Origin of the sequence: Pseudomonas xanthosomatis (assembly GCF_019139835.1) — a bacterium.
Classification (GTDB): domain Bacteria; phylum Pseudomonadota; class Gammaproteobacteria; order Pseudomonadales; family Pseudomonadaceae; genus Aquipseudomonas; species Aquipseudomonas fakonensis.
This window is the reverse complement of the sequence record NZ_CP077075.1, coordinates 2,465,111-2,485,171: the sequence shown is the minus strand read 5'-3', so window position 1 is coordinate 2,485,171 and position 20,061 is coordinate 2,465,111. Positions and strand designations below refer to the sequence as shown.

The window sequence follows — 20,061 nt, the reverse complement described above, 5'->3', positions numbered from 1 at the left end:
CTCGGCAAGCTCCTGTCAGCCCTGACGCGACCACCTCGAAAGGCATGGCCCTAAGCCTGTAAGACATTTCCCAATCTGAAACCAAATGCTTCAGCCCAAACACTCTTCGGAACTATCCTACGCGCTTGCCGGAAGCAGCCGCGTTGTCGGGGAAATCATCCGGGGATAACTTCACCCGGTCGCCACATTTGGTGACCGGGTGTGAGAACCCGACGCCCCACATCGAAAGCCGCTCTGCTCTATGGCAGCCGTGCGCGGGCAGGTTCGTCCTGACCGGTTTTCCTTGTGGCCGGGTTCTCACCCCTCGCACGGTTGCCACCCAATCCTGTGAGAACGATCAGGTAGCAACTCCAGTTAAAACATAAGGAGTTCCACCATGAAAAAACTGGTCCCCGACCCGCCCCGCTTCATCCCCGCCCCCCACTTGACCCAAGCACAGCTGGAAATCGAAAAAGCCAACCTGGCCACCTGCCTGGTCGACACCCTCGACCTGCACGCCGCCGCTGCGCCAGGCCCGGAGCGCGACAACCTGCTGCAGGCCAGCACCTACCTCGCCGAACTGGCCAGCGCCCTCAACCGCTACCGCCCAGGGGCGCAACCATGAGCGCCTTGCCTGTTACCTGGACAACCGCCGGGCGCAGTGAATGCCTGGAGCTGTACCAGGTGCGCCCGGGCGTGCCGTTCGAGGATGCGTTCAGCGAGCTGTCGGTGCTGCTGGGCTGCATTCGCCACCTCACCTGCGAGGCCGAAATGGAAGGCAGCGTGCTGGCGGGCAGCTCGGCGCGCATTCTCAGCGCCATGGCCAAGGCGTTGATCGATGACATGGAATTGGGGATGAAAAGGCGGCCGGTCACGGCGAGTTAATTATCCGTCCTATTGAAAATCTTAAAACCGGCGCTGTACCTGTGGGAAGCGGCCTTGTGTCGCGATGGGGCGCGAAGCGGCCCCTCGATCTCGAACTCATGCCAAATTGCCGGGGCTGCTTTGCAGCCCATCGCGACACAAGGCCGCTTCCCACAGGTCCAGCGCCAATCTTGAGGCCGGTGCGCCCGCCAACATCGAACTTGCTCCCCCTCCCCCGGGTCTGTGTTCAAACAAGGCCACCCCCCGGCAATGCGTCTAAGCTCTGTGGGTTCGGCTGAACACCCCCAGGTTTCCATGGAGGAAAGCTCATGTTGCTGTTGTGGTTGCTGGTCCTGTTGCTCGGTGCTGTCTACCTCACCCACCGGCGCCTGCCGCCGTTGCAGATCCTTGGCGCGATGGCCGCCTTTACCTTGCTGATGGGCATTTTCAGCAGCGCCCCAGGCTGGCTGCTGACGCTGATCTGGCTGGTGATCGCCCTCAAGGTGGCCTTCGTCACCCTGCACGCCCAGCGCCGCACGCTGTTCACCGCGCCGGTGTTCAAATGGTTCCAGCGCACCCTGCCGCCCATGTCGCAAACCGAGCGCGAGGCCATCGACGCCGGCACCGTGTGGTGGGACGGCCACCTGTTCAGCGGCCGGCCCGACTGGAACACCCTGCTGGGCTACCCGGCGGCCAAACTCAGCGAAGAGGAACAAGCCTTCATCGACGGCCCAACCGAACAGCTCTGCGCCATGGTCAGCGACTGGCAGATCGGCCAGGACCTCGACCTGCCGCCCGAAGCCTGGGCGCATATCAAGCAGCACGGTTTCTTCGCCCTGATCATCCCCAAGGAATACGGCGGCAAAGGCTTCAGTGCCTACGCCCACTCGCAGGTGGCGATGAAGCTGGCCACCCGCAGCGGCGATCTGGCCTCCACGGTGATGGTGCCCAATTCGCTTGGCCCGGCCGAACTGCTGCTGCATTACGGCACCGATGAACAACGCAACCACTACCTGCCGCGCCTGGCCCGCGGCGACGACATTCCCTGCTTCGCCCTCACCGGCCCCCTGGCCGGCTCCGACGCCGGCGCCATGCCTGACACCGGCATCGTCTGCAAGGGCCAGTGGCAGGGTGAAGAGGTCATCGGCCTGCGCCTGAACTGGGAAAAGCGCTACATCACCCTGGGCCCGGTGGCCACCTTGCTGGGCCTGGCGTTCAAGGCCTATGACCCGGACCACCTGCTGGGCGACGAGGAAGAGCTGGGCATCAGCCTGGCGCTGATCCCTACCGACACCCCCGGCGTTGACATCGGCAAGCGCCACCTGCCCCTGGGCGCGGCCTTCATGAACGGCCCGAACAGCGGCAAGGATGTGTTCGTGCCACTGGACATGCTGATCGGCGGCCAAGCCATGCTCGGCAAGGGCTGGATGATGCTGATGAACTGCCTGTCGGTGGGCCGCTCGATCTCGCTGCCCGCCGTGGGCACCGGTGCTGCCAAGTACACCAGCCTGGTCACCGGCCAGTACGCCCGGGTACGCGAGCAGTTCAACGTGCCGCTGAACGCCTTCGAAGGCATTCAGGAGTCGCTGGCGCGCATTGGCGGCAACGCCTGGCTGATGGACAGCGCCCGCCTGCTCACCGCCAAGGCGGTGGACCTGGGTGAAAAACCCTCGGTGCTGTCGGCGATCCTCAAGTACCACCTCACCGAGCGCGGCCGCGAGTGCATCCAGCACGCCATGGATGTGCACGGCGGCAAGGGCATCATCATGGGCCCGAACAACTACCTGGGGCGCAACTGGCAGGGCGCGCCGATTTTCATCACCGTCGAGGGCGCCAACATTCTCTCGCGCAACCTGATGATCTTCGGCCAGGGCGCCATCCGCTGCCACCCGTTCGTGCTGCGCGAAATGGCCCTGGCCGGGCGCGAAGACCACGACCAGGCGCTGCACGAGTTCGACGACCTGCTGATGCAGCACATCCTGTTCGCTGCCGGCAACGCCGCCAGCACCCTGGTGCTGGGGCTGGGCCTGGGGCATTTCGAAAAGGTGCCGGGCGATGCCCTGAGCCAGGGTTACTTCCGCGCCCTCAACCGCCAGGCGGCGGCCTTTGCCCTGCTGGCCGACCTGTCGATGATGCTGCTGGGCGGCGCGCTCAAGCGCCGCGAGCGCCTGAGCGCGCGGCTGGGCGATGTGCTGAGCTACCTGTACCTGGGTTCGGCTGCGCTCAAGCGCTACCACGACCAGGGCTCGCCCGAGCACCTGCAACCCCTGCTGCGCTGGGCCATGGAAGAAAGCCTGGGCAAGGCCGAGCAGGCCCTGGACGCGCTTTTGGACAACTTCCCCAACCGTTTCATTGGCTGCGCCCTGCGCGTGCTGGTGTTCCCGCTCGGCCGCCGGCATACCGGGCCCAGCGATGAACTGGACGCCGAGGTGGCCGAACTGATTGGCCGCAACCAGGGTGATGCTGCGCTTGAAGAGCTGCTGGTCGGCTGCTACCGCCCGCAGGCCGATGGCGACCCGGTGGCGGCGCTGCAACGGGCCTGCGACCTGCTGGAAGAAGTGGCGCCGTTGCAGGCGCAACTGCACAAGGCACTCAAGGAGGGCAAGGTGCAGCCTGAGCCCGGGCAGCCAGTGATCGATGCAGCAGTGGCGGCCGGCGTGCTGCAGCCAGAGGATGGCCAACGCCTGCACGCCGCCGAGCAAGCCAGGCGCCGGGTGATCGATGTGGATGCGTTCGACAAGGAGCAGTTGCTGGCGGTGCCGGGCAAGGTGCGCTGAGCAGGCCGCATGCATCTGCCCTGTAGGAGATTACCCAGCCCCGCGGGCTGCGCTGTCGCGCAGAGAACAGAATTCGTAAGCGCGCCACATACCCTGTGGGAGCGGGTTTACCCGCGAAGCATGCGACGCGGAGTCTGGCACCGGCTTCGCCGGTGTTCGCGGGCAAGCCCGCTCCCACAGGGGCCGCGGCGGGCTCGTGCCCAGGTCTCTGCGCAACAGCGCAGCCCGCAGGGCTGGGTGATCGCCTACAGCTACGGCGCCGGCCTGAAGCGATTGCCGTATACTGCGCGCCTGTTTCCGAACCACCGAGGACCACCCCATGGCCAACCCCCACCTGCAATACCACCTGCAACTGCTGCACCATCTGCGCACCATCCTGGCCGCGCTGGGCGAGGCCGAGCAGGTGCCGGAGGAAAGCCACGCCCTGTTCCTCGAACGCTTCGATGAACTGCTGACCCTGCTGCCGCAAGACCCGCTCGAAAGCCAGTACCTGGGCCAGGACCTGATCTGCCAGGTGATCCAGCGCTACCCGCAGATCGCCCACCTGGTGCCGCGCGACCTGCTGTGGTTCTTCGGTGGCGACTGCCTGCACTTCATGCCCGACGACGAACTGGGCCTGTACCAGCAGCTCGAAGAACTGCGCTACGAGGCAGAGCAAAACGGCGAGGCATTCGACTGGCATCAACAGAAACAACTGCTCAGCCAACCCGGCCAGGGCAACACGCACTGACGCGCAACACGTCCCGTGTCATCACGCGGGACGTCTTCTACCCCCTCGCTTTCCCCCTCCCGCAGCAACCTCCTTGACTTACAACACCATCAGAATTACCAACTTTCACCCTCTATTAAAACCCACTGACCGACCAATTAACCCTCAACATAATCAGAATTAACCCACCCCAAATCAAACCTTACCCACTTTAATAAAAATATATTAAATCCGACACAAACATAGTGATTGCAAGCTAAAAACCACTCTTTATAAGATGCCCGCCGAGCCAGTTACCGCGTCGCGAAATTTAAACTTTCCCGAACATATTCAACTGCCTCGCCATAAAAAATTCCTCTACCCAGATAAAGGACATCCTCATGAAGAAGTCTCTGCTTGCCCTGTCGGCCGGCCTTACGTTCGCTATTGCCGGTACTTCCGCCTTTGCCAATTCGGGCACTATCAACTTCCAGGGCAAGATTACCGCGGCCACCTGCCCGATCGAAATCAGCCCGCCAGGCGGTGGCGTCGGCAGCGCCGTGCCGATGGGCGAAGTGGCTGCAGCCACCTTCACCGGCATCGGCCAGGAGTACAACCAAACTCGATTCGAACTGGTGGTCAAAGATGGCGCTGCCTGCGGCTTCGCCAACAACACCGCGACCGTGACCTTCACCGGTGACGCCGATGCCTCGGGTGACTACTTTGCCGTCACCCCCACCACCGATGGCGCCCGTGGCGTGGCCATCGCCCTGCGCGACACCCAGGGCAACATCCTCAACCCCGGCGCCGACTCCAACGACTTCGACCTGAATGACACCGGCGAAACCCGCCTGCGCTTCTCGGCCACCTATCGCTCGACCGCCGCAACGGTCACCGCCGGTGCCGCCAACGCCGATGTCGGCTTCACCGTGGCCATCCAGTAACCCCCAGATGACCCATTGAAGCATCCGGGCGCACAACCGCGCCCGGATTCTGGAGCCCCCCATGTTCGGCACTCACCCACCGGCCAATCAGCCACGCGCCAGCTTCAAACACTGCCTGGCCCTGCTGCTTGCCTTGCCCTTCACTGCCAGCCACGCCGCCCTGACCATGAGCAGCACGCGGATTGTCCTCGATAGCGACAAGACCAGCGCCTCGATCATTATCCGCAACCCCAGCCAGCAACCCTACGCCGTGCAGGCCTGGGTCAATACCGCCGATGACACGGCCGCAGTCGCGGTGCCCTTTCTGGTGGTCCCGCAATTGTTTCGCCTGAGCCCAGGCAAGGAACAACAGGTTCAGATAAACCACTTGCCCAACGCGTTGCCGAACGACCGTGAGTCGTTGTTCTTTTTCAATGCCCAGGAAATTCCCCAGGCCAGCCCAGAGGCCGGCAATACTCTGAACATTGCCCTGCGCACCCGCATCAAGTTGTTCTATCGCCCGCAGTCGATAACCGGCACACCCTCCGGGCAACTCAAGCAACTTGAGTTTTCCCTGCACGACAACAACGGCCAGGCGCAACTGCAGGTTCACAACCCGACCCCGTACCACTTCACCTTCAGCCGCATGGAAGTCTCAGGTACCGGGCAACCCGTTGCGCTGAAAGCGCTGGAGATGGTCGCCCCGTTCGCCCGCCAGGTTTACCCGGCACCCGGCATCAAGCCTGCCGACGGTATGCAGGTGCGGTTCTCGATCATCAACGACTTCGGCGGCTCCAGCGAACCCTTGACCCTGCCAGTCAGCCTGGCGCGCTAGGCCTGCGCACGCACAGCAAGGACTCACGCACATGCATATTTCTTTGCGGCGTTGGCGTGCCGAAAGCAGCCGACGCCCTGTACTGCCGTGCCTGCTCGTCGGTATTACCGCGCTGGCAGGTATCTCGCCCAGCCAGGCCGAGCCCGAATTCCTGAGCGGTTTCCTGCGCCAGATGCCTGGGCAGGCTGCCGATACCGGCGCCTGGGCACTGGAAACACTCGCTGCAGGCCGGCCACTGCCCGCCGGCACATACCGGGTGCAGGTTCAGGTCAACCTGCAGAGCGTCGGGCTGCACACTCTCGACTTCAGCGCCGCAGACGACGGCGAACTGCAACCGTGCCTGCCCGCAGCACTGTTGGCAGAATGGGGGCTGCGGCTTGCGGCACTGGCGAACAACGAAGCCGCACAAGCCAGCTGCCTGGACCTGGCAGGGGCGGTACCCGGAGCACAGCTGGCCTTTGCGCCCGGTGAACTGCTGTTGAGCATTTCCATCCCGCAGATCGCCCTGCGCCGCGAAGTCGCCGGGCACATCGACCCGCAGCACTGGGACAGCGGCATCAATGCCGCCTTCATCAACTACCAGGCCTCCACCCTGCAGGGCCAGAGCCGCTACCGGGGGCGCTACGCCAGCCACGACCTGTACCTGAACAGCGGCATCAACCTGGGCCCGTGGCGGCTGCGCAGCTCGCAGTCGTGGCGCTATGATGACCAGATGGGTACTGAATGGACCCGGGGCCAGACCTACGCCCAGCGTGACCTGCCCGGTACCCGCGCCAACCTGACCCTGGGTGAGACCTTCACCGACAGTGATGTTTTTCGCGGCGTCCCGGTCTACGGCCTGCGCATCGCCTCGGACTTGTCGATGCTGCCTGACGCGCAGCAAGGCTACGCCCCGGTCATCCGTGGCGTGGCGCGCAGCCGCTCGAAACTGGAAGTCTGGCAGAACGGCTACCCGATCTACTCCACCTATGTGAGCCAGGGCCCCTACGCCATCGATGACCTGAGCACCGCCGGCAGTGGCGAGCTGGAAGTGGTGCTTACCGAGGACGACGGCCAGGTGCAGCGCTACCTGCAGCCCTACGCCACATTGGCCAACCAGTTGCGCCAGGGCGTGTGGCGCTACAGCGCAACCGTGGGGCGCTACAACCCGGCCAGTGCCCAGCAAACGCCGCTGCTATGGCAGGGTACCCTGGCCATGGGCACGCACTGGAATACCACGCTCTACGGCGGGCTCATGGCCAGCGATTACTACCGCGCCGGCGCCCTGGGTATCAGCAAGGACCTGGGCAGCATCGGCGCCCTGGCCATCGACGCCACACGCTCGGCCACCCAGCTGGAGCATCAGGGCGACGTCCAGGGCATGAGCTACGCGCTGCGCTACGGCAAAACCTTCGATACCCAGACCAACTTGCGCTTCGCCGGCTACCGCTATTCCACCCCCGGCTACCGGGACTTCGACGAAGCCGTGCGCCAACACAGCCACGATGGCAGTTTCCACGGCAGCCGCCGCAGCCGCCTGGAGGCCTCGCTGCACCAGCGGCTGTACAACAACAGCTCGCTGACCCTGACCCTGTCACAACAGGACTATTGGCAGCGGGTAACCCCTCAGCGCCAGTACCAGCTCAATTTCAGCACCCAGCACCGCGGCGTCAGCTACAACCTGTTCGCTTCGCAGTCGCTGGCCGGCAACCGCGGCAGCGACCGTCAGTTCGGGCTCGGCCTGACCCTGCCCCTGAACATCGGCCGCAGCTCGCGCGCAAGCTTCGACCTGCGTGACAGCGATCAGGGCCACAGCCTGCGCACCTCGCTTAGCGGCAGCAGCAGCGAAACGCTGAGCTACAACGCCAGCCTGAGCCAGGACCACCAGCGCAACACGGCCGCTGCACTGGCACTCGGCTACCAGGGGCCGTATGCCTCGTTGAGCGGCGGCCTGAGCCAGGCCAGTGCTTACCGCAGCCTGTCGCTCAGTGCCAGCGGCGCCCTGCTGGCGCACGCCGACGGGTTCACCTTCGGGCCTTACCTGGGCGATACCGCCGGGTTGATCGAAGTGCCCGAAGTCCCGGGCGTGGGCTTGCTCAACGCGGCCGGTACCCGTACCAACGAGCGCGGTTTTGCCATCGTCCCCTCGTTGCAGCCCTACCGGCGCAACGCGCTGGAGCTGAACACCGACCGCCTGGGGCTGGATGTGGAAATCGACAACGGCGCAGCCCAGGTGGTGCCGCGCCGCGGCGCGGTGGTCAAGCAGCGCTTCGAAGCCCGCCGCGTCTCGCGCCTGGTGCTGACACTGCACGACGCCCAAGGCCGGCCACTGCCGTTCGGCGCCCAGGTGCAAGACAGCCAAGGCGTGGCTCTGGGCATGGTCGGCCAGGCCGGCCAGGTGCTGTTGGCCACCCACGACCAACCCCAGCAGTTGCACGTCAGTTGGGGTGAACAGGCCGACAACCGCTGCGAGTTGACCGTGGAACCCAAAGCCATCGCCCTGCTTGACGGTTACCGGCTGCACACCCAGGCCTGCCTCTAGTGTTCTGCCTGGCAAACACGCGGTTCACTTTTGACAGTGCCCTCGGCGCCCGGCCTGCGTTGCCACTCGAGAACGCATTTGCGAGACAGGATACTGGCCCACTGAATACATGCGGCCTACGCCGCACAGGGAAACACAACATGAAAGCGATCAAGACCACCCTGTGCCACGCCCTGCTGGCCGGCCTTGCGTGGCCAGCCAGCCAGGCCATGGCCAGCACCACGTTCTGCAATCTCGCGCCCCTGGCTGGGGCGCAACAGAAGGTCTACGTGCGCGACATGGGCACCCTGTACGTAGCCCGCGATGCGGTGCTCGGCACAGTGATCGGGACCCCCGACCTGATGCAAAATACGACCGACCGGAACAACCTCACCCTCGACTGCGAAGCCTACGGCGACCGGATCAACTTCGACTTCAGGCCAACCCACGGCATCGCAATGCCTATGCCCCTCGCCAACAGGCACAGCGCGAGCGGCCCGCTGATCAAGACCAACGTACCGGGGATCAGCGTGATGGTGAAGTTGGACTACCCGTTCAAAGGCTCTGCCAGCGAATGGATTCCGATCGGCAGCAACCCACCGTACATCCCCTTCACGGCCTACCACGACAAGGTTGGGCTTTCTGGCCCGAAACTGCTGGGCCTGCGCAACTTGGTCACTCTGGTGAAGACCGGCGACCTGGCACCGGGCATCCACTACGTGGACGGCCAGCTGTTCACCGGCCACCTGGATTGGGCCGGCATGGGCCAGGTGGTGGATTTCACCCTGAAGGCAATGGTGGTCCAGAGCCAGTGCAGCCTGGTCGGTGACCCGGTCAGCGCCAACCCGGTGCAACTGGGCGAATGGAGCGTCGACGACTTCACCCATGCAGGTTTCACCACCCCTGCAGTGCCCTTTCACATCCGCCTGAGCAACTGCCAGGTCGACCCGGGCAACCAGAGCCACGCCACCCTGGAGCTCGAAGGTATCGACGGCTCGGCGCCCATCGGCCCCCCCGGCGCCCATGTATTCAGCCTGACCCACGACTCCGAGGCTCGCGGCCTGGGCATCCAGATGCTCTACAACGGCAACCCCATGCCTTTGAACCTGGAGGTGCCGCTGCAGCCGCTGCAGGACGGTGACATGACCCTGAACTTCCAGGCCCGTTTCTATCAGGTCGAGCCCAGCACGGCTGTGCGCGCCGGTAATGCCAAGGGCGCGCTCAACTTCACCTTGCGCTACCGCTAGTGCCCTGTCTCGCAAACAAGCTGTTCCCTTTTGGCGGCGACTGCAGCGGGGGCGTCGGTTCCAGGTTTTCCCGGCAGCAAATCAACCAGCCCTTGCGGGCTGCGCTGTCGCGCAGAGAACCAAGGCCGCAAGCGCGCCCCGACAGCTGTGGGAGATTCTGTCTTGTGCTGCCTGAACCGGCCCGGCCTCATCGCCGGCCGGCTCTCATAGAGCAAACTACAACTCATTGATTTAACACGGTCCCTGTGGGAAGCGGCCTTGCCGGGGCGCCGTCCGGTCGAGATGGGGCGCGAAGCGGCCCCAAGGCCTCAGCCTCATGCAAAATTGCCGGGGCTGCTGCGCAGCCCATCGCGACACAAGGCCGCTTCCCACAGGGGCCGCGGTACATCTGCGAGACTAGTTCTTTGCGCGACAGCGCAGCCCGCAGGGCTGGGTGATCTCCTACAGGTACGGCGCAGGAGCCGGGTTTTGCACAGTCCTGTGGGAGCAACTGTCTTGCTCATTTTTTAGAAGCTGGCCCGCCCCCTGTGGGAGCGGGCTTGCCGGAGTGCCGGACCACCGCGAACACCGGCGCAGCCGGCGCCATCCACCAGGCCGTCTACTGCGTGGTACCCGACAGGATGTTCTCGGGGTCGTACTGGTAGCTGCAGTGCTCGCCCGCAGGCGTATCGACGCTGAGCAGGCGGTTGAGCCCGTCGTAGCGCAGTACCCGCCCCTGCTCGTCACTGACCAGGTTGCCATTGAGGTCGTAATGCAGGTCGATGGCGGGGTCAGGCGGGCTGACGATCCTGCTCAGTTGCACCGGGTCCAGGTTCCTGAATTCGTACCGCGTAACCCGTGACTGCCCGGCCGGGTCCCGGGTCATCACCGTGGTGATGTTGTCCAGCGGATCGATGCCGAAATCCTGCCTGGCAATGACCATGCCCGAAGGGTCCACGGGTGCCAACGGGCCTTCACAGGTGTAACGCACCAAGCGGCCACGCAGGTCGTAATAGTAGTTTTCATGGCGCAACAGTTCGGCATCCTCCTCGTCAGCCCCCTTCGGGCGTTCTTTCAAGGTGCGGTACTCCAGGCAGTCGAACTGGTCATAGCCCTGCTCAAGGGTCTGCACGGTGTCGCCGAAGTCGAAGGTGCGCAATGTCTCCCGGTCGAACTCATCGTACTTGAGCGAAGTGGTCAGCTGCCGCCCGCTTTCAAGATCCCGGGTGGTGGTGCTCTCCAGGCGGCTTAACTTGTCATAGTAGAAGTCCGCTTTCAGCAACAGCCCTGCTTCTTCCTGTGTACGCCGCAAGCCACGGCCCGACGCAGCATGCAGGGTCGTCTGCGCAAGGCGGCCCTCGGGGTCGTATTCGTACTGCTGAGTTTGGCCCTGCACATCGACATAACTGCGTAGTCGGCTACGGAAGCTGTAGTCATAGAGCATCTCGAACGAATTCGGCTCACCCTCCAGGGTGCGCGTCTCGGTCTTGATGTCACCGTGGCTGAAATAGGTGCGGTCGACCGCCTGCCCAGGTTCGTCGCAGTGCATCAACCTGGCGTTGTGCAGGTCGTGCGTAAAGTTCGCTGCGGTACCTGCCAGCAACCTGTAGGAAGGCTCCTCACCCAGCGCAGGGGTGTAGGTGTACTGTACCCGGGTGCCATCGGCGGCGACAAAAAACTGCGGCTGGCGCATGCCGTCTTCGTACTCGAAACGCTGCACCCGCCCACCGGTGGTGGCGCTGGTGCGCCGGCCCAGCCCGTCGAAGGTCTGCTCCCCCAGCAATTTGGCGTTGGCAAACGTGTTGCCAACGCGGATGCTCACCGGCAGGTCGTCACGGCTATGCCCGGCATAGGTGCGGTAGACCCGGCTGTTCCTGTCGGCCAACTGCTGTTCGACCTGCCGGTCGAAGGCATCGTGAACGAAGGTTTCCACCCGCGCAGACGTACCGGTGCCGCGGGTTTCGCTATAGATGCGCCCCAGGCCGTCGTAAGCATTGACCTGCAAGCTGATGCTGCGCCCCAGCAGGTCGAAGCGCTCGATGCGGGCGGGTTGCTCGAACAGGTTGAGGTCGGTTCGCGTGGTACCGCCCAGCTTGATGCGTTGCCCCTGGCCGTCGGCGTGGTCTTCGCGATCACGCCAGCTGAACTGCACCGGGCCTGCGGTGGAGGCCACGTGATCGGTGTACTCGACATGGGTGACGCCATCGGGGCCGGTGACGCTGTACTGTGCCCCCCAATTGTCATACTGGTACCGGCTGGTCAGTTCCAGCAACTGGTCACCCAGCCAGTCGATCTCGGTTTCCTCGCGCAGCTGCCCGAGTTCGTCGTAAAGCGCCCGGTAGATCGGCCGGGACGCGCCGGCAAAGGTATTGCTGTCGGTGTCCTCGCGCTCTTCGAATACCGCTCGGCTGAGCCCGTCGAACAAGGTGTGGGTTTCCACCTGCTTGACGTCGTAGGCCCACTGCTGGGCCTGCTCGTTATCGTAGGCGCAGAGGAAATAACGGTAGTGACGGAAGGCCTCATATTTGGTGCCCGGCGCTACTGTTTCACGGGTCACCCGGCGCAGGGCGTCGTATTCATAGCGAATCTCGACATTGTTGTCGTCGCGGTTGAGCCGCGGCTCGCCGCTTTGCAGGTCGTGCTGCAGGGTGATGAGCTTGGACTGGCCAACTTTTTCGCCTGCGTAGCCGGTCAGGGTCTGCTCGACCTGCAGCACGCCCAGGCCTTGCGGTTTGCTGTAGCTGTGAAGCGTGACGCTGCCCAGGGGCTTGTCGGGCGTGCTCCCTGGGTACCACACGGCCTGCTCGAGCAGGCGCCCATAGCGCCAGGGCTCCTGCGACGGTTCGTAGGTATTGAGGGTTTGCTCAAGCAACGCATCACCGTTGCCAGCATCCACCAGTGTTTCGCTTTCGACCGCCAGCCAGGGCGTTTCGAGGTAGCTGCCCTGCGGCGCCAGCGCCGTGTACCGGTAGCGCTGGCTCAGGGTCGGGGCGACGCCCTGGCCGCCGGTGGCGGGTGTGACGGTCCTCGACTTGAGGTAGCGGACAAACCCCGAGCCATCCCCAGGGTAGCCATCCTCGACCGCCGTGTACCACACCTGAGTCTCCAGCACCCCGTTGGCCTGCAAGCGTGTCAGCAGGTTGCCGTGGTTGTCGTAACTGCTTTCGACCTTCTCTTCGCGGCGCCGGGTATCGTCACTGGCAAGCGACCAGCGCGTGAGCTCCAACACCGGCAACTGAAACTGCGGCGGCTGCTGGGCGAAATCGGCATCGACGTCACCGTAGCGGGTGATGGCCTGCTGCACATTGTCACCCTGGACCGTGCGCTGCTCGGTCAGCAGGTGGAAGCGGTTGAACGTGCGGGTGATGGTGCGGGCCGCCTGCCCGCCGAGCATGACCGTTTCGGTCGACTGATATTGGTAACCCTTGGCCACCTGATACAGGTTGTCGAGGCCGCCGTCGTCCCATGCAAGTGTGCTGCCGCCACCCAGAAAATTCTGCGGGCCCGGGTAATCGTAGGTCACCACGGTCGCCGGCTGTTTGAAACCAGGCGCAGTCTCATGGTAGGTGACCCGTGGCAGGTTGGGGCGCTGGGCACTCACCGGGAAGGCATGCCCGGCGTCCTCGTAGCGCAGGGTTTCGTGGCCGCCGTAAGGGGTGTGTACCTCGCTCACACACAACACCCCGCGCACCTCACGGTAGATGAAGCTCCAGCGGGCCTGGTTGGCGGTGGGCAGGATGATCTCGCTGACCCGGTTGTCGGCCTGGCTCAAGGTCATCGCATAACGGGCCAGCGGCCCGCCATCGGCGCCGCCGTAGGGGTAGCACAGCAGCTCCACGCGGCTGCCTTGGCGCACCAGGGTCAGCAGCGTGTCACTGGCATCGCGTACCGAGCCCAGGCGCATGTGGCCTGCGCCGAACAGCTCGTACTGCAGGTACAAGACGTGGCCCAAGGGTGAGTGCAGTTCGATCGGCAAGGCAACTTCGGCAAGCCCGCTGCCCATCATTTGCAGCACTTCCACCCGCCCCGAGCGGTGCACCACGCGGTAGCGTTCTGCACCACCCGGCCCCGGGGGCTCACGGTAAAGCTCAAACTGCCTGAGCTTCTGCTCGCGCATTTGCAGCGGCGCATCCGGGCCGGCCGGCTCGCCGGTGATTTTGTAGCTTTCACCACTGCCCAGCGTCACCACCTGGTTGCGCTTGCTCACCTGGCTCAGTTGCAGGTTCCAGCCCTTGCCATAACCCGAGTCCTGGGTGTTCAGCGGGCTGTAGAACAGGGCGAGGTCGAAATCCGGGCCCTGCAGGTCATTGCCCTTGAGTTCGGGCAGTTTGATCGCCACCGTGTATTGGCCGGTGCGCGGGTCAACGCCACTTTCAACGTAGGATGAAAAGTTGAAGGCGTTGGAATGTACAGAGGTAGAGGTAGACATGGAATACCCTCGATAGTTGAGAAGTTTGAATATCGGCAACGTTTCTCAAGGCGAAGGCGGGTAGATTTCCATGCACGAAAGCTTGCCTGGAATCTGATCTGTCTTACCGTTGTCATCCACTTTCTCAATGCCAACCGCTACGGGCTTGTTCATTTCTGTATCACGAATCTCTTGCAGGGTTTTCCATTCCGATGTGGTCGGATGCTTGTACGCGCGTACGCCGAGCCTCCAGCTGCCACCGCCGCATTCGCCATCGTTGGCAAAAACCACCATGGTTGGCGAAGGCACATCGACGAAGCGGAAGTAGCGAACCTGATCGTTCTTGCACGAAGTGCTTCCCAGCTTTATCGACGTGACCCCTGATCCAACGGCCGGCACCGGCACGGAACACTGGTTGCCACCAGGCAGGCCATTTTCAAATTTTTCCGCCATTACGATGGTCCCTGCCGCCATGGCCGGGAGCGCCAGCGAGCCGACTGCCATAGTCAGCAGCAACCGGCCCAGCAAACCCTGCAGGCAAAATGTCTTTGCATTCATCACATCACTCCTCGCTGTCGCTGAAACGGACAATGGTTGCGTTACCCTGCGCGGACGGACGTGATGGCACAGTGTGCACCAGCACATTGCGGTCGCCGATGGTGCCCTCCGGCAGGTAGTCGATCTGGATCAGGTGCTCATTGGCGCGGTGATCGCGCAGGCGAATGAGCAACGGTTGGGACATGTTTTTGTATGCCTGGGAGCCCCTGACAGCATCCAGCCGCCGGTTCGTGTTGCGATAGTTGGCGATCACCAGCAGCCCGGCCTCGTACTGGGTTTTTACCGAGCGTTTGAAATCGCTACGCCCCAGCAAATCTTCCATTCTGCTATCGAAGCTCACTTCGGTAGGCTTGGGCTGCCCATGGTTCTGGAAGATGTAACCGGTGTAGCTGTGGTAGGTCTGGTTCCCGTAAGGGCTCTCCCAGCGCGCGATCGAGGTGTTCAGCGTCTGGTCGCTAGAATTTTCAGACTGCTTGAGAAACTCCGCGGTATAGAACGTGCCCTCACGGTAGTCGAGCAGCCAGTAGTCTTCGGTCACCGGGTGCAGGTCGAAGTCGTCGGCTTCCGGGTCGGAGCCACCGGCGTCGCCGCCGCCGCCATCCACCCGTCGGCGGGTCAAGGTGTAGTCCGCGTTCTTGAACGGTTCCGGCGTGAGCACATCAACCTCGATGGTCGCATTGATGTGGGAGGTGGCATTGGAGTAGAACCACTCGCCGGTATCTTTCTGGAAGCCGGCGTAGAACACCTGCGAACCGGATGTGCCGCGCCGCTGCAGATACAGGACCTGGCGGATGGTGCGATCCTCGGCGCCCCGTGGCACGGGCTCGGCGCCCGGCATCGGGTCGCTTTGGTTGGCCAGCACGAAGCGGTTCCTCTTTCGGCTGGTTCGCCACACCGGGCCTTCACCCAGAGAGATCCCTTCTTCGCTGTCGGCCAGCTCAGGGACCTGCTGCCCGGAGGCGCGGTCAAACAGCCTTAGGCTGGCGATTTCGTCGACGCTCAGCTTGTAGTCCTTGCCATCCACCGCCTGGGTTTCGACGGTGATCTCTACCTCCAGTTGCTGGTAGCCACTGGGGCCGACCCTGCCGCGGGTGCCACTGGGGCTTTTGCCGACGGTGAGGGTGAACAGGTTCAGCGATTTCCAGGTGTCCACGGCCGCCAGGCTGGTCTCCTTCAGCACGCTGTAACCGGTGGCGAACAGCACGCCGTTGTGCACCACTTCGCAGGCCACCACGTTGCTTTGCGACGGCTTTTGCGACGAGGCCTGGAACAGCCCCGAGGGGCTGACGCTGCCAGGCCCGGCCAGCACCCGCCAACGCCGCGGCTGGTTGGGCATGATGCGGTTGATGTCGTTCAACTGAGTGGTGCCGCCATGGGCCATGCTCGGCACGAACGATGGGGCCAGGCCCACCAGCGGCTGGCCGTTGGCCAGGATCAGCGCGGCGTCGCGCTGCTCGCCCGCGCTGGCCTGCACCTGCTGCACCGCCAGCGCGCGGCGCCGAGTGTGCGGGTGCGGGACGAACCTGGCGCCCTTGTTGTCCAAAGCCGCCAGCTCGCCGAGGCGGGGTTCGAGCAGCTCGAAGGCTGTGGCGCCAAGGCCTGCGTTCCACACATCCAGCCCTTGCTCCTGTTGTTGCGGGCGATAGGCCCCGGCGCTAGGGGTCACCAACAGCCCTTCTGCGGTGACATGCAGGCGAGCCGCCGCGCGGTAAGTGATGCCCGGCATGGCATACTCGGCAGTGACGATCACCGTCACCATTTCACGGCCCATCTCGCCCGCCCACGGTGCCCGGTACAGGCCCTGGGCGCTGATGCTGCCGTGGCCGGCGGCGGTATGGCTGTGCGGGCTGACCGCGTGCCATGCCGTCGCCGTGACCGGGCTGCCAAGACCATCGTGCAGGGCGAACTGCAGGCTCTGCCCTGCCGCGATCACCGCCCCCAGCGCCGGCGTCAGGGTAAAGCGGCTCTTCGTCGGGTCGATGTTGCCGAACAGTGCCCGGTCCAGCGGCGTGTGGTCCTGTTTTTTGACAAAGGCGTTGAGCTGCGGGAACAACAGGCGGGCCAGCAGTTCCAGGCCCTGCTCCGAGGCGTAGCCGAGCAGGTCCTTGTGCAGCACCAGGGTGGCAGAAAAATCACCATCGGGAATCAGGTAAGGGAAGCTGTCATCCGGCAAGTTGCTGCTGCTGGCCAGGCCGCGCAGTTGAATGAATACCAGTACCGCGCCATCGCCATGGTTGAGCGCCCCACGCACTTTGGCACCGGGTGCCGCCTGGGTGCGAATGATGAAGCGGGAGGGGGCCAGTTCGTCGTAATGGCTGAAGTCGACGGTACCAAGCTCGAATACCGCATAGCGAGCCGGCAGCCGATGCATCCACGTTTCCAGTGCTTTGATCAGCTGCGGGTAGAGGTTGCTGTCGTGCTCGAAAAGGTTGCTGGCAAAGCGCGCTCCGTGGGCCAGGTTCAGCGTCACCCGGCCATAGCGGTCGACCTCACCGGTCACGGTTTCAAGGTCCAGCTCCAGCTCCACCCACAGCCCTTGCGCCTCGGTCACCACGGTGCTGCTGACCAACTGCCCGGTGGTGATGATATCGCCACTGACCAGGTTCAGCCTGAGCAAGGCCTTCGAGCCACTGAGCGAAGCGTTGCTGAACGACAGCAGCGGCGCGCCGAACGCCAGGCGTTGCAGTTCAATAGTGTCGCCAGGCAGGTCGCTGGCCAGCTTTTGCGTGAAAGGCGGCAGGTAGCTGTTGTCTGCCAGGCGGGCCAGGTACTGCTGCTCGAGCAGGTTGTTGAGCCGTGACCGGCTGTAGGCGGCGACCGCGCCCCAGCCCAGGGTGATCGGGCCCTGGCGCATGCGCGCCAGTAATTGCGCCATTGAATTGGACATGGCGTCACTCTCCTGAAAGTGGTTGTGTGCCGGCGCGCAGGCCCGCCGGCTGGTGAATACGGCGCAGGGCGTCGAAATGCAGTGCCAGCGGGAGCGGCAGGATCAGGTGGCCTTCGAAGAGAAACTCCAGCCCCCCCTGCTTGAACTCCCACTTGCCGGTGATCAGCGCGAAGCGTGCAGTGTCGGACGACGGCGGGGTGTACAACCCCTCAGGCGACAAATAGCCAGCTTCAGCGGTCTGCAGCGTCCACTGCACATCCGGCATGACCTGGCCGTTGACGCGCCCCTGCAACTGCAGGCTGCCATCGGGCAACTGCTGGGCGATTAGCACGTCCATTTCAGGCCGACGCTGACGCACCAGCACATGCACCATGGCCGCCTCGCCGGTTTGCGCGTTGTGCACCTTGACCTGATCGAGCACATAGGTGCGGTTGTCGGCAACCGCACTGCCGGCGGTGTAGGTGCAGCGCTTGCCATCCGCATCGGGCCGCAACGAGCCACGCCCCTCGGCGCCAGGGTCGAGCACCTCCCACTGCAGCTTGCCTTCCAGGGTACCGGCGCTCAGGGTCAGCTGATCCTCGAAGTAGCACACCTGGACCAGCGGGTTGACCGTGAGCGCAGCCAGCACCACCGTCACCATGCTGGTACTGCGCTGCCCGCTGAAGGGGTCGGTGGCTACCACCCGCGCGCGCACCTGCTGCCCGCCCATGGCGTGGGCTGGCGGGGCGCGGTATTCACCGCTCTTGGCATCGATGCGGCCAATATCGCCGACGCTGCCTGGCAGCCCTTCGAGCGCCCAGGCAACCCCCTCGGTGGCAGGTTCGACGCTGAAGGTATGACGTTGCCCCGGGGCCAACAGTTGCGGTGGGTCAACGACACGGAAAAACGCAGTGCTGCTTTGGTTGGCAAACAACGCCATGCCGTTCGGCAGCTCGAAATGGAAGGGGTTGAAGCGGTAGTCGGCGGCCAACGGCATGTGTTCGATCAATTGCTCAGGCACCGCCGCGCTGAGCTTTTTCGCCAGGCCCTCGAGCACCGCCTGCTTGATCAGAAAGGCGACGAACGCATTGATCTCTGCCAGCGCCGCATCACTCAGCCCACCCGGCAGGCCGCTGACCGGCGTGACTTCGGCCGTTTGCTCCCAAGGCCACAGCACTTGCCCCAGCAGCAGGCAGCCGGCGCTTTCTGCGGCGCTGGGCTTGACCAGGTGGAACAAGGTACGCAGGTCGAAGCGGAAGGTGGCCGTGACGTTCTGCCAGAAATCGTTGCTGTTGGCCTTGAAGCTGAACGACAAGGTGCAATGGGAGGCCCAGCGCTGGCGCACTTCGTCGGCATCGAACTCGACGCTCAATGGCCCCACAAAGGCTTGCTCGGGCGCCAGTTCCCGGTTGTCGGGCGTAGCGCAGCAACAGCAAGTGCCGCCCAGTGCTCGCTCGGTCATGCCAGCCGCAGCAGGCGCCCCGGTGACTGGAATGACGAACTCCTCGCAGCTAAACGCATAATCGTGGCCCTGGTACTCGCAGGGGTACACCCGCAGTTGCCCGGCCTTGGCGTCCAGGCGTAGCAGGGTCTGGTCCTTGTCGTGAAAGGCCTCGAACGCGCCCCCTTCGAGCATCTGCTCCAGGCCCTGGGCATAGGCGGCGCGGTGCAGCAAACGGGACGACAGCAGCAGTGTGGAGGTGACCGGCTGCTGCAGGTCATCAACCAGCAGGAACGGGAAGTTCGATTTCTCGGAGGGAAAATCGCCTGTTGGCCCGTTGTTCACGCTGGCGAATACCACCAACGCCGCCTTGCCGTCAGTCTTGCTGATGTGGGTGCGTACCGCACTGTCGCGAACGCCCAGGTACGGGTTGCCCAACAGCGCCTGAAAATCCACCAGCGGGTAGACGCGCCTGGCAATATCCAGGCCGCTCACAAATTCCATGAAGAAGCGCCCCGCTGCCAGGCGCTGCTGCAAGCCGCCGCCGAGGTCGAGCTCGGTATCGATGCCATCGCGCAAGTCGGCCCTTACCCCTTGCGTATCGGCACTCAACGCCAGCTCCTGACGCACCCACAAGGGGTCCAGCGGGTCATGCACCGCCAGGCCCATCAGGCCCTCGGTCTTGTCCATGATCAGCTGGGTGCCGCCCTCCAGGGTGATGGCCTGGCGAACCCTGGGCGACTCGTAGGCCGCTTGCAGGTCGTCGAGCTGCGGCGGGCCCATGCGGTAACCCGAGAGCACGTGGGTGATATGCGTACCCGGAACGGGGATATCCCCTTCGATATCGCCCAGCGCGCTGCCTTCTCGGCTGTAGTGCGCCATCTGCACCAGGTTGTTGGCATGCTGCGGGTGCATGGCCAGGGTGTAGTCCCAGTTCAGGTGGCTGGGGTGCTGTTTCATCCAGGCCAAAAGCTCGGCCAGATTGTTGGTAGCCAT

12 protein-coding genes are annotated in these 20,061 nt (G+C 63.9%); 8 read left to right on the top strand and 4 right to left on the bottom strand.

Annotated features, from left to right (window positions below):
• The first annotated feature begins 376 nt into the window (after positions 1 to 376).
• The 8 genes from KSS93_RS11035 to KSS93_RS11000 all read left to right on the top strand — a co-directional run bounded on the left by KSS93_RS11035 (position 377) and on the right by KSS93_RS11000 (position 9,813).
• A complete protein-coding gene (locus KSS93_RS11035) occupies positions 377 to 604 on the top strand; it encodes a hypothetical protein (protein ID WP_217888303.1) in 228 nt (75 codons plus the stop codon).
• The gene (locus tag KSS93_RS11030) at positions 601 to 864 is read left to right on the top strand and encodes a DUF3077 domain-containing protein (protein ID WP_217888302.1); all 264 of its coding nucleotides are present in this window, start codon (positions 601 to 603) and stop codon (positions 862 to 864) included. Before KSS93_RS11035 ends, KSS93_RS11030 begins: the two co-directional genes overlap by 4 nt.
• Positions 865 to 1,172: 308 nt before the next feature.
• The gene (locus KSS93_RS11025) at positions 1,173 to 3,620 is read left to right on the top strand and encodes an acyl-CoA dehydrogenase (protein ID WP_217888301.1); all 2,448 of its coding nucleotides are present in this window, start codon (positions 1,173 to 1,175) and stop codon (positions 3,618 to 3,620) included.
• 319 nt (positions 3,621 to 3,939) lie between these two features.
• The gene (locus KSS93_RS11020; RefSeq protein WP_217888300.1) at positions 3,940 to 4,350 is read left to right on the top strand and encodes a PA2817 family protein; all 411 of its coding nucleotides are present in this window, start codon (positions 3,940 to 3,942) and stop codon (positions 4,348 to 4,350) included.
• Between the two features lie 359 nt (positions 4,351 to 4,709).
• On the top strand, positions 4,710 to 5,252 hold the full coding sequence (locus KSS93_RS11015; RefSeq protein ID WP_217888299.1) for a fimbrial protein: 543 nt from the start codon (positions 4,710 to 4,712) through the stop codon (positions 5,250 to 5,252).
• A 61-nt stretch (positions 5,253 to 5,313) separates the two neighbouring features.
• Positions 5,314 to 6,066 carry a fimbrial biogenesis chaperone gene (locus KSS93_RS11010; RefSeq protein ID WP_217888298.1) on the top strand — a complete coding sequence of 251 codons (753 nt, stop codon included), beginning with the start codon at positions 5,314 to 5,316 and terminating at the stop codon, positions 6,064 to 6,066.
• A gap of 31 nt (positions 6,067 to 6,097) precedes the next feature.
• A complete protein-coding gene (locus KSS93_RS11005; RefSeq protein WP_217888297.1) occupies positions 6,098 to 8,587 on the top strand; it encodes a fimbria/pilus outer membrane usher protein in 2,490 nt (829 codons plus the stop codon).
• Between the two features lie 140 nt (positions 8,588 to 8,727).
• Positions 8,728 to 9,813: a fimbrial protein gene (locus KSS93_RS11000; RefSeq protein ID WP_217888296.1), complete on the top strand. Its 1,086-nt coding sequence runs from the start codon at positions 8,728 to 8,730 to the stop codon at positions 9,811 to 9,813.
• A 598-nt stretch (positions 9,814 to 10,411) separates the two neighbouring features.
• Here KSS93_RS11000 and KSS93_RS10995 read toward each other — a convergent pair.
• The 4 genes from KSS93_RS10995 to KSS93_RS10980 are packed head-to-tail and all read right to left on the bottom strand — an operon-like array spanning position 10,412 to position 20,061.
• On the bottom strand, positions 10,412 to 14,221 hold the full coding sequence (locus tag KSS93_RS10995; protein WP_217888295.1) for an RHS repeat domain-containing protein: 3,810 nt from the start codon (positions 14,219 to 14,221) through the stop codon (positions 10,412 to 10,414).
• Between the two features lie 45 nt (positions 14,222 to 14,266).
• Positions 14,267 to 14,758, bottom strand: coding sequence for a hypothetical protein (locus tag KSS93_RS10990; protein ID WP_217888294.1), 492 nt, complete (start codon positions 14,756 to 14,758; stop codon positions 14,267 to 14,269).
• A 4-nt stretch (positions 14,759 to 14,762) separates the two neighbouring features.
• Positions 14,763 to 17,645, bottom strand: a complete 2,883-nt coding sequence (locus KSS93_RS10985) for a hypothetical protein (RefSeq protein WP_217888293.1) — start codon at positions 17,643 to 17,645, stop codon at positions 14,763 to 14,765.
• A 4-nt stretch (positions 17,646 to 17,649) separates the two neighbouring features.
• Positions 17,650 to 20,061: a hypothetical protein gene (locus tag KSS93_RS10980; RefSeq protein ID WP_217888292.1), complete on the bottom strand. Its 2,412-nt coding sequence runs from the start codon at positions 20,059 to 20,061 to the stop codon at positions 17,650 to 17,652.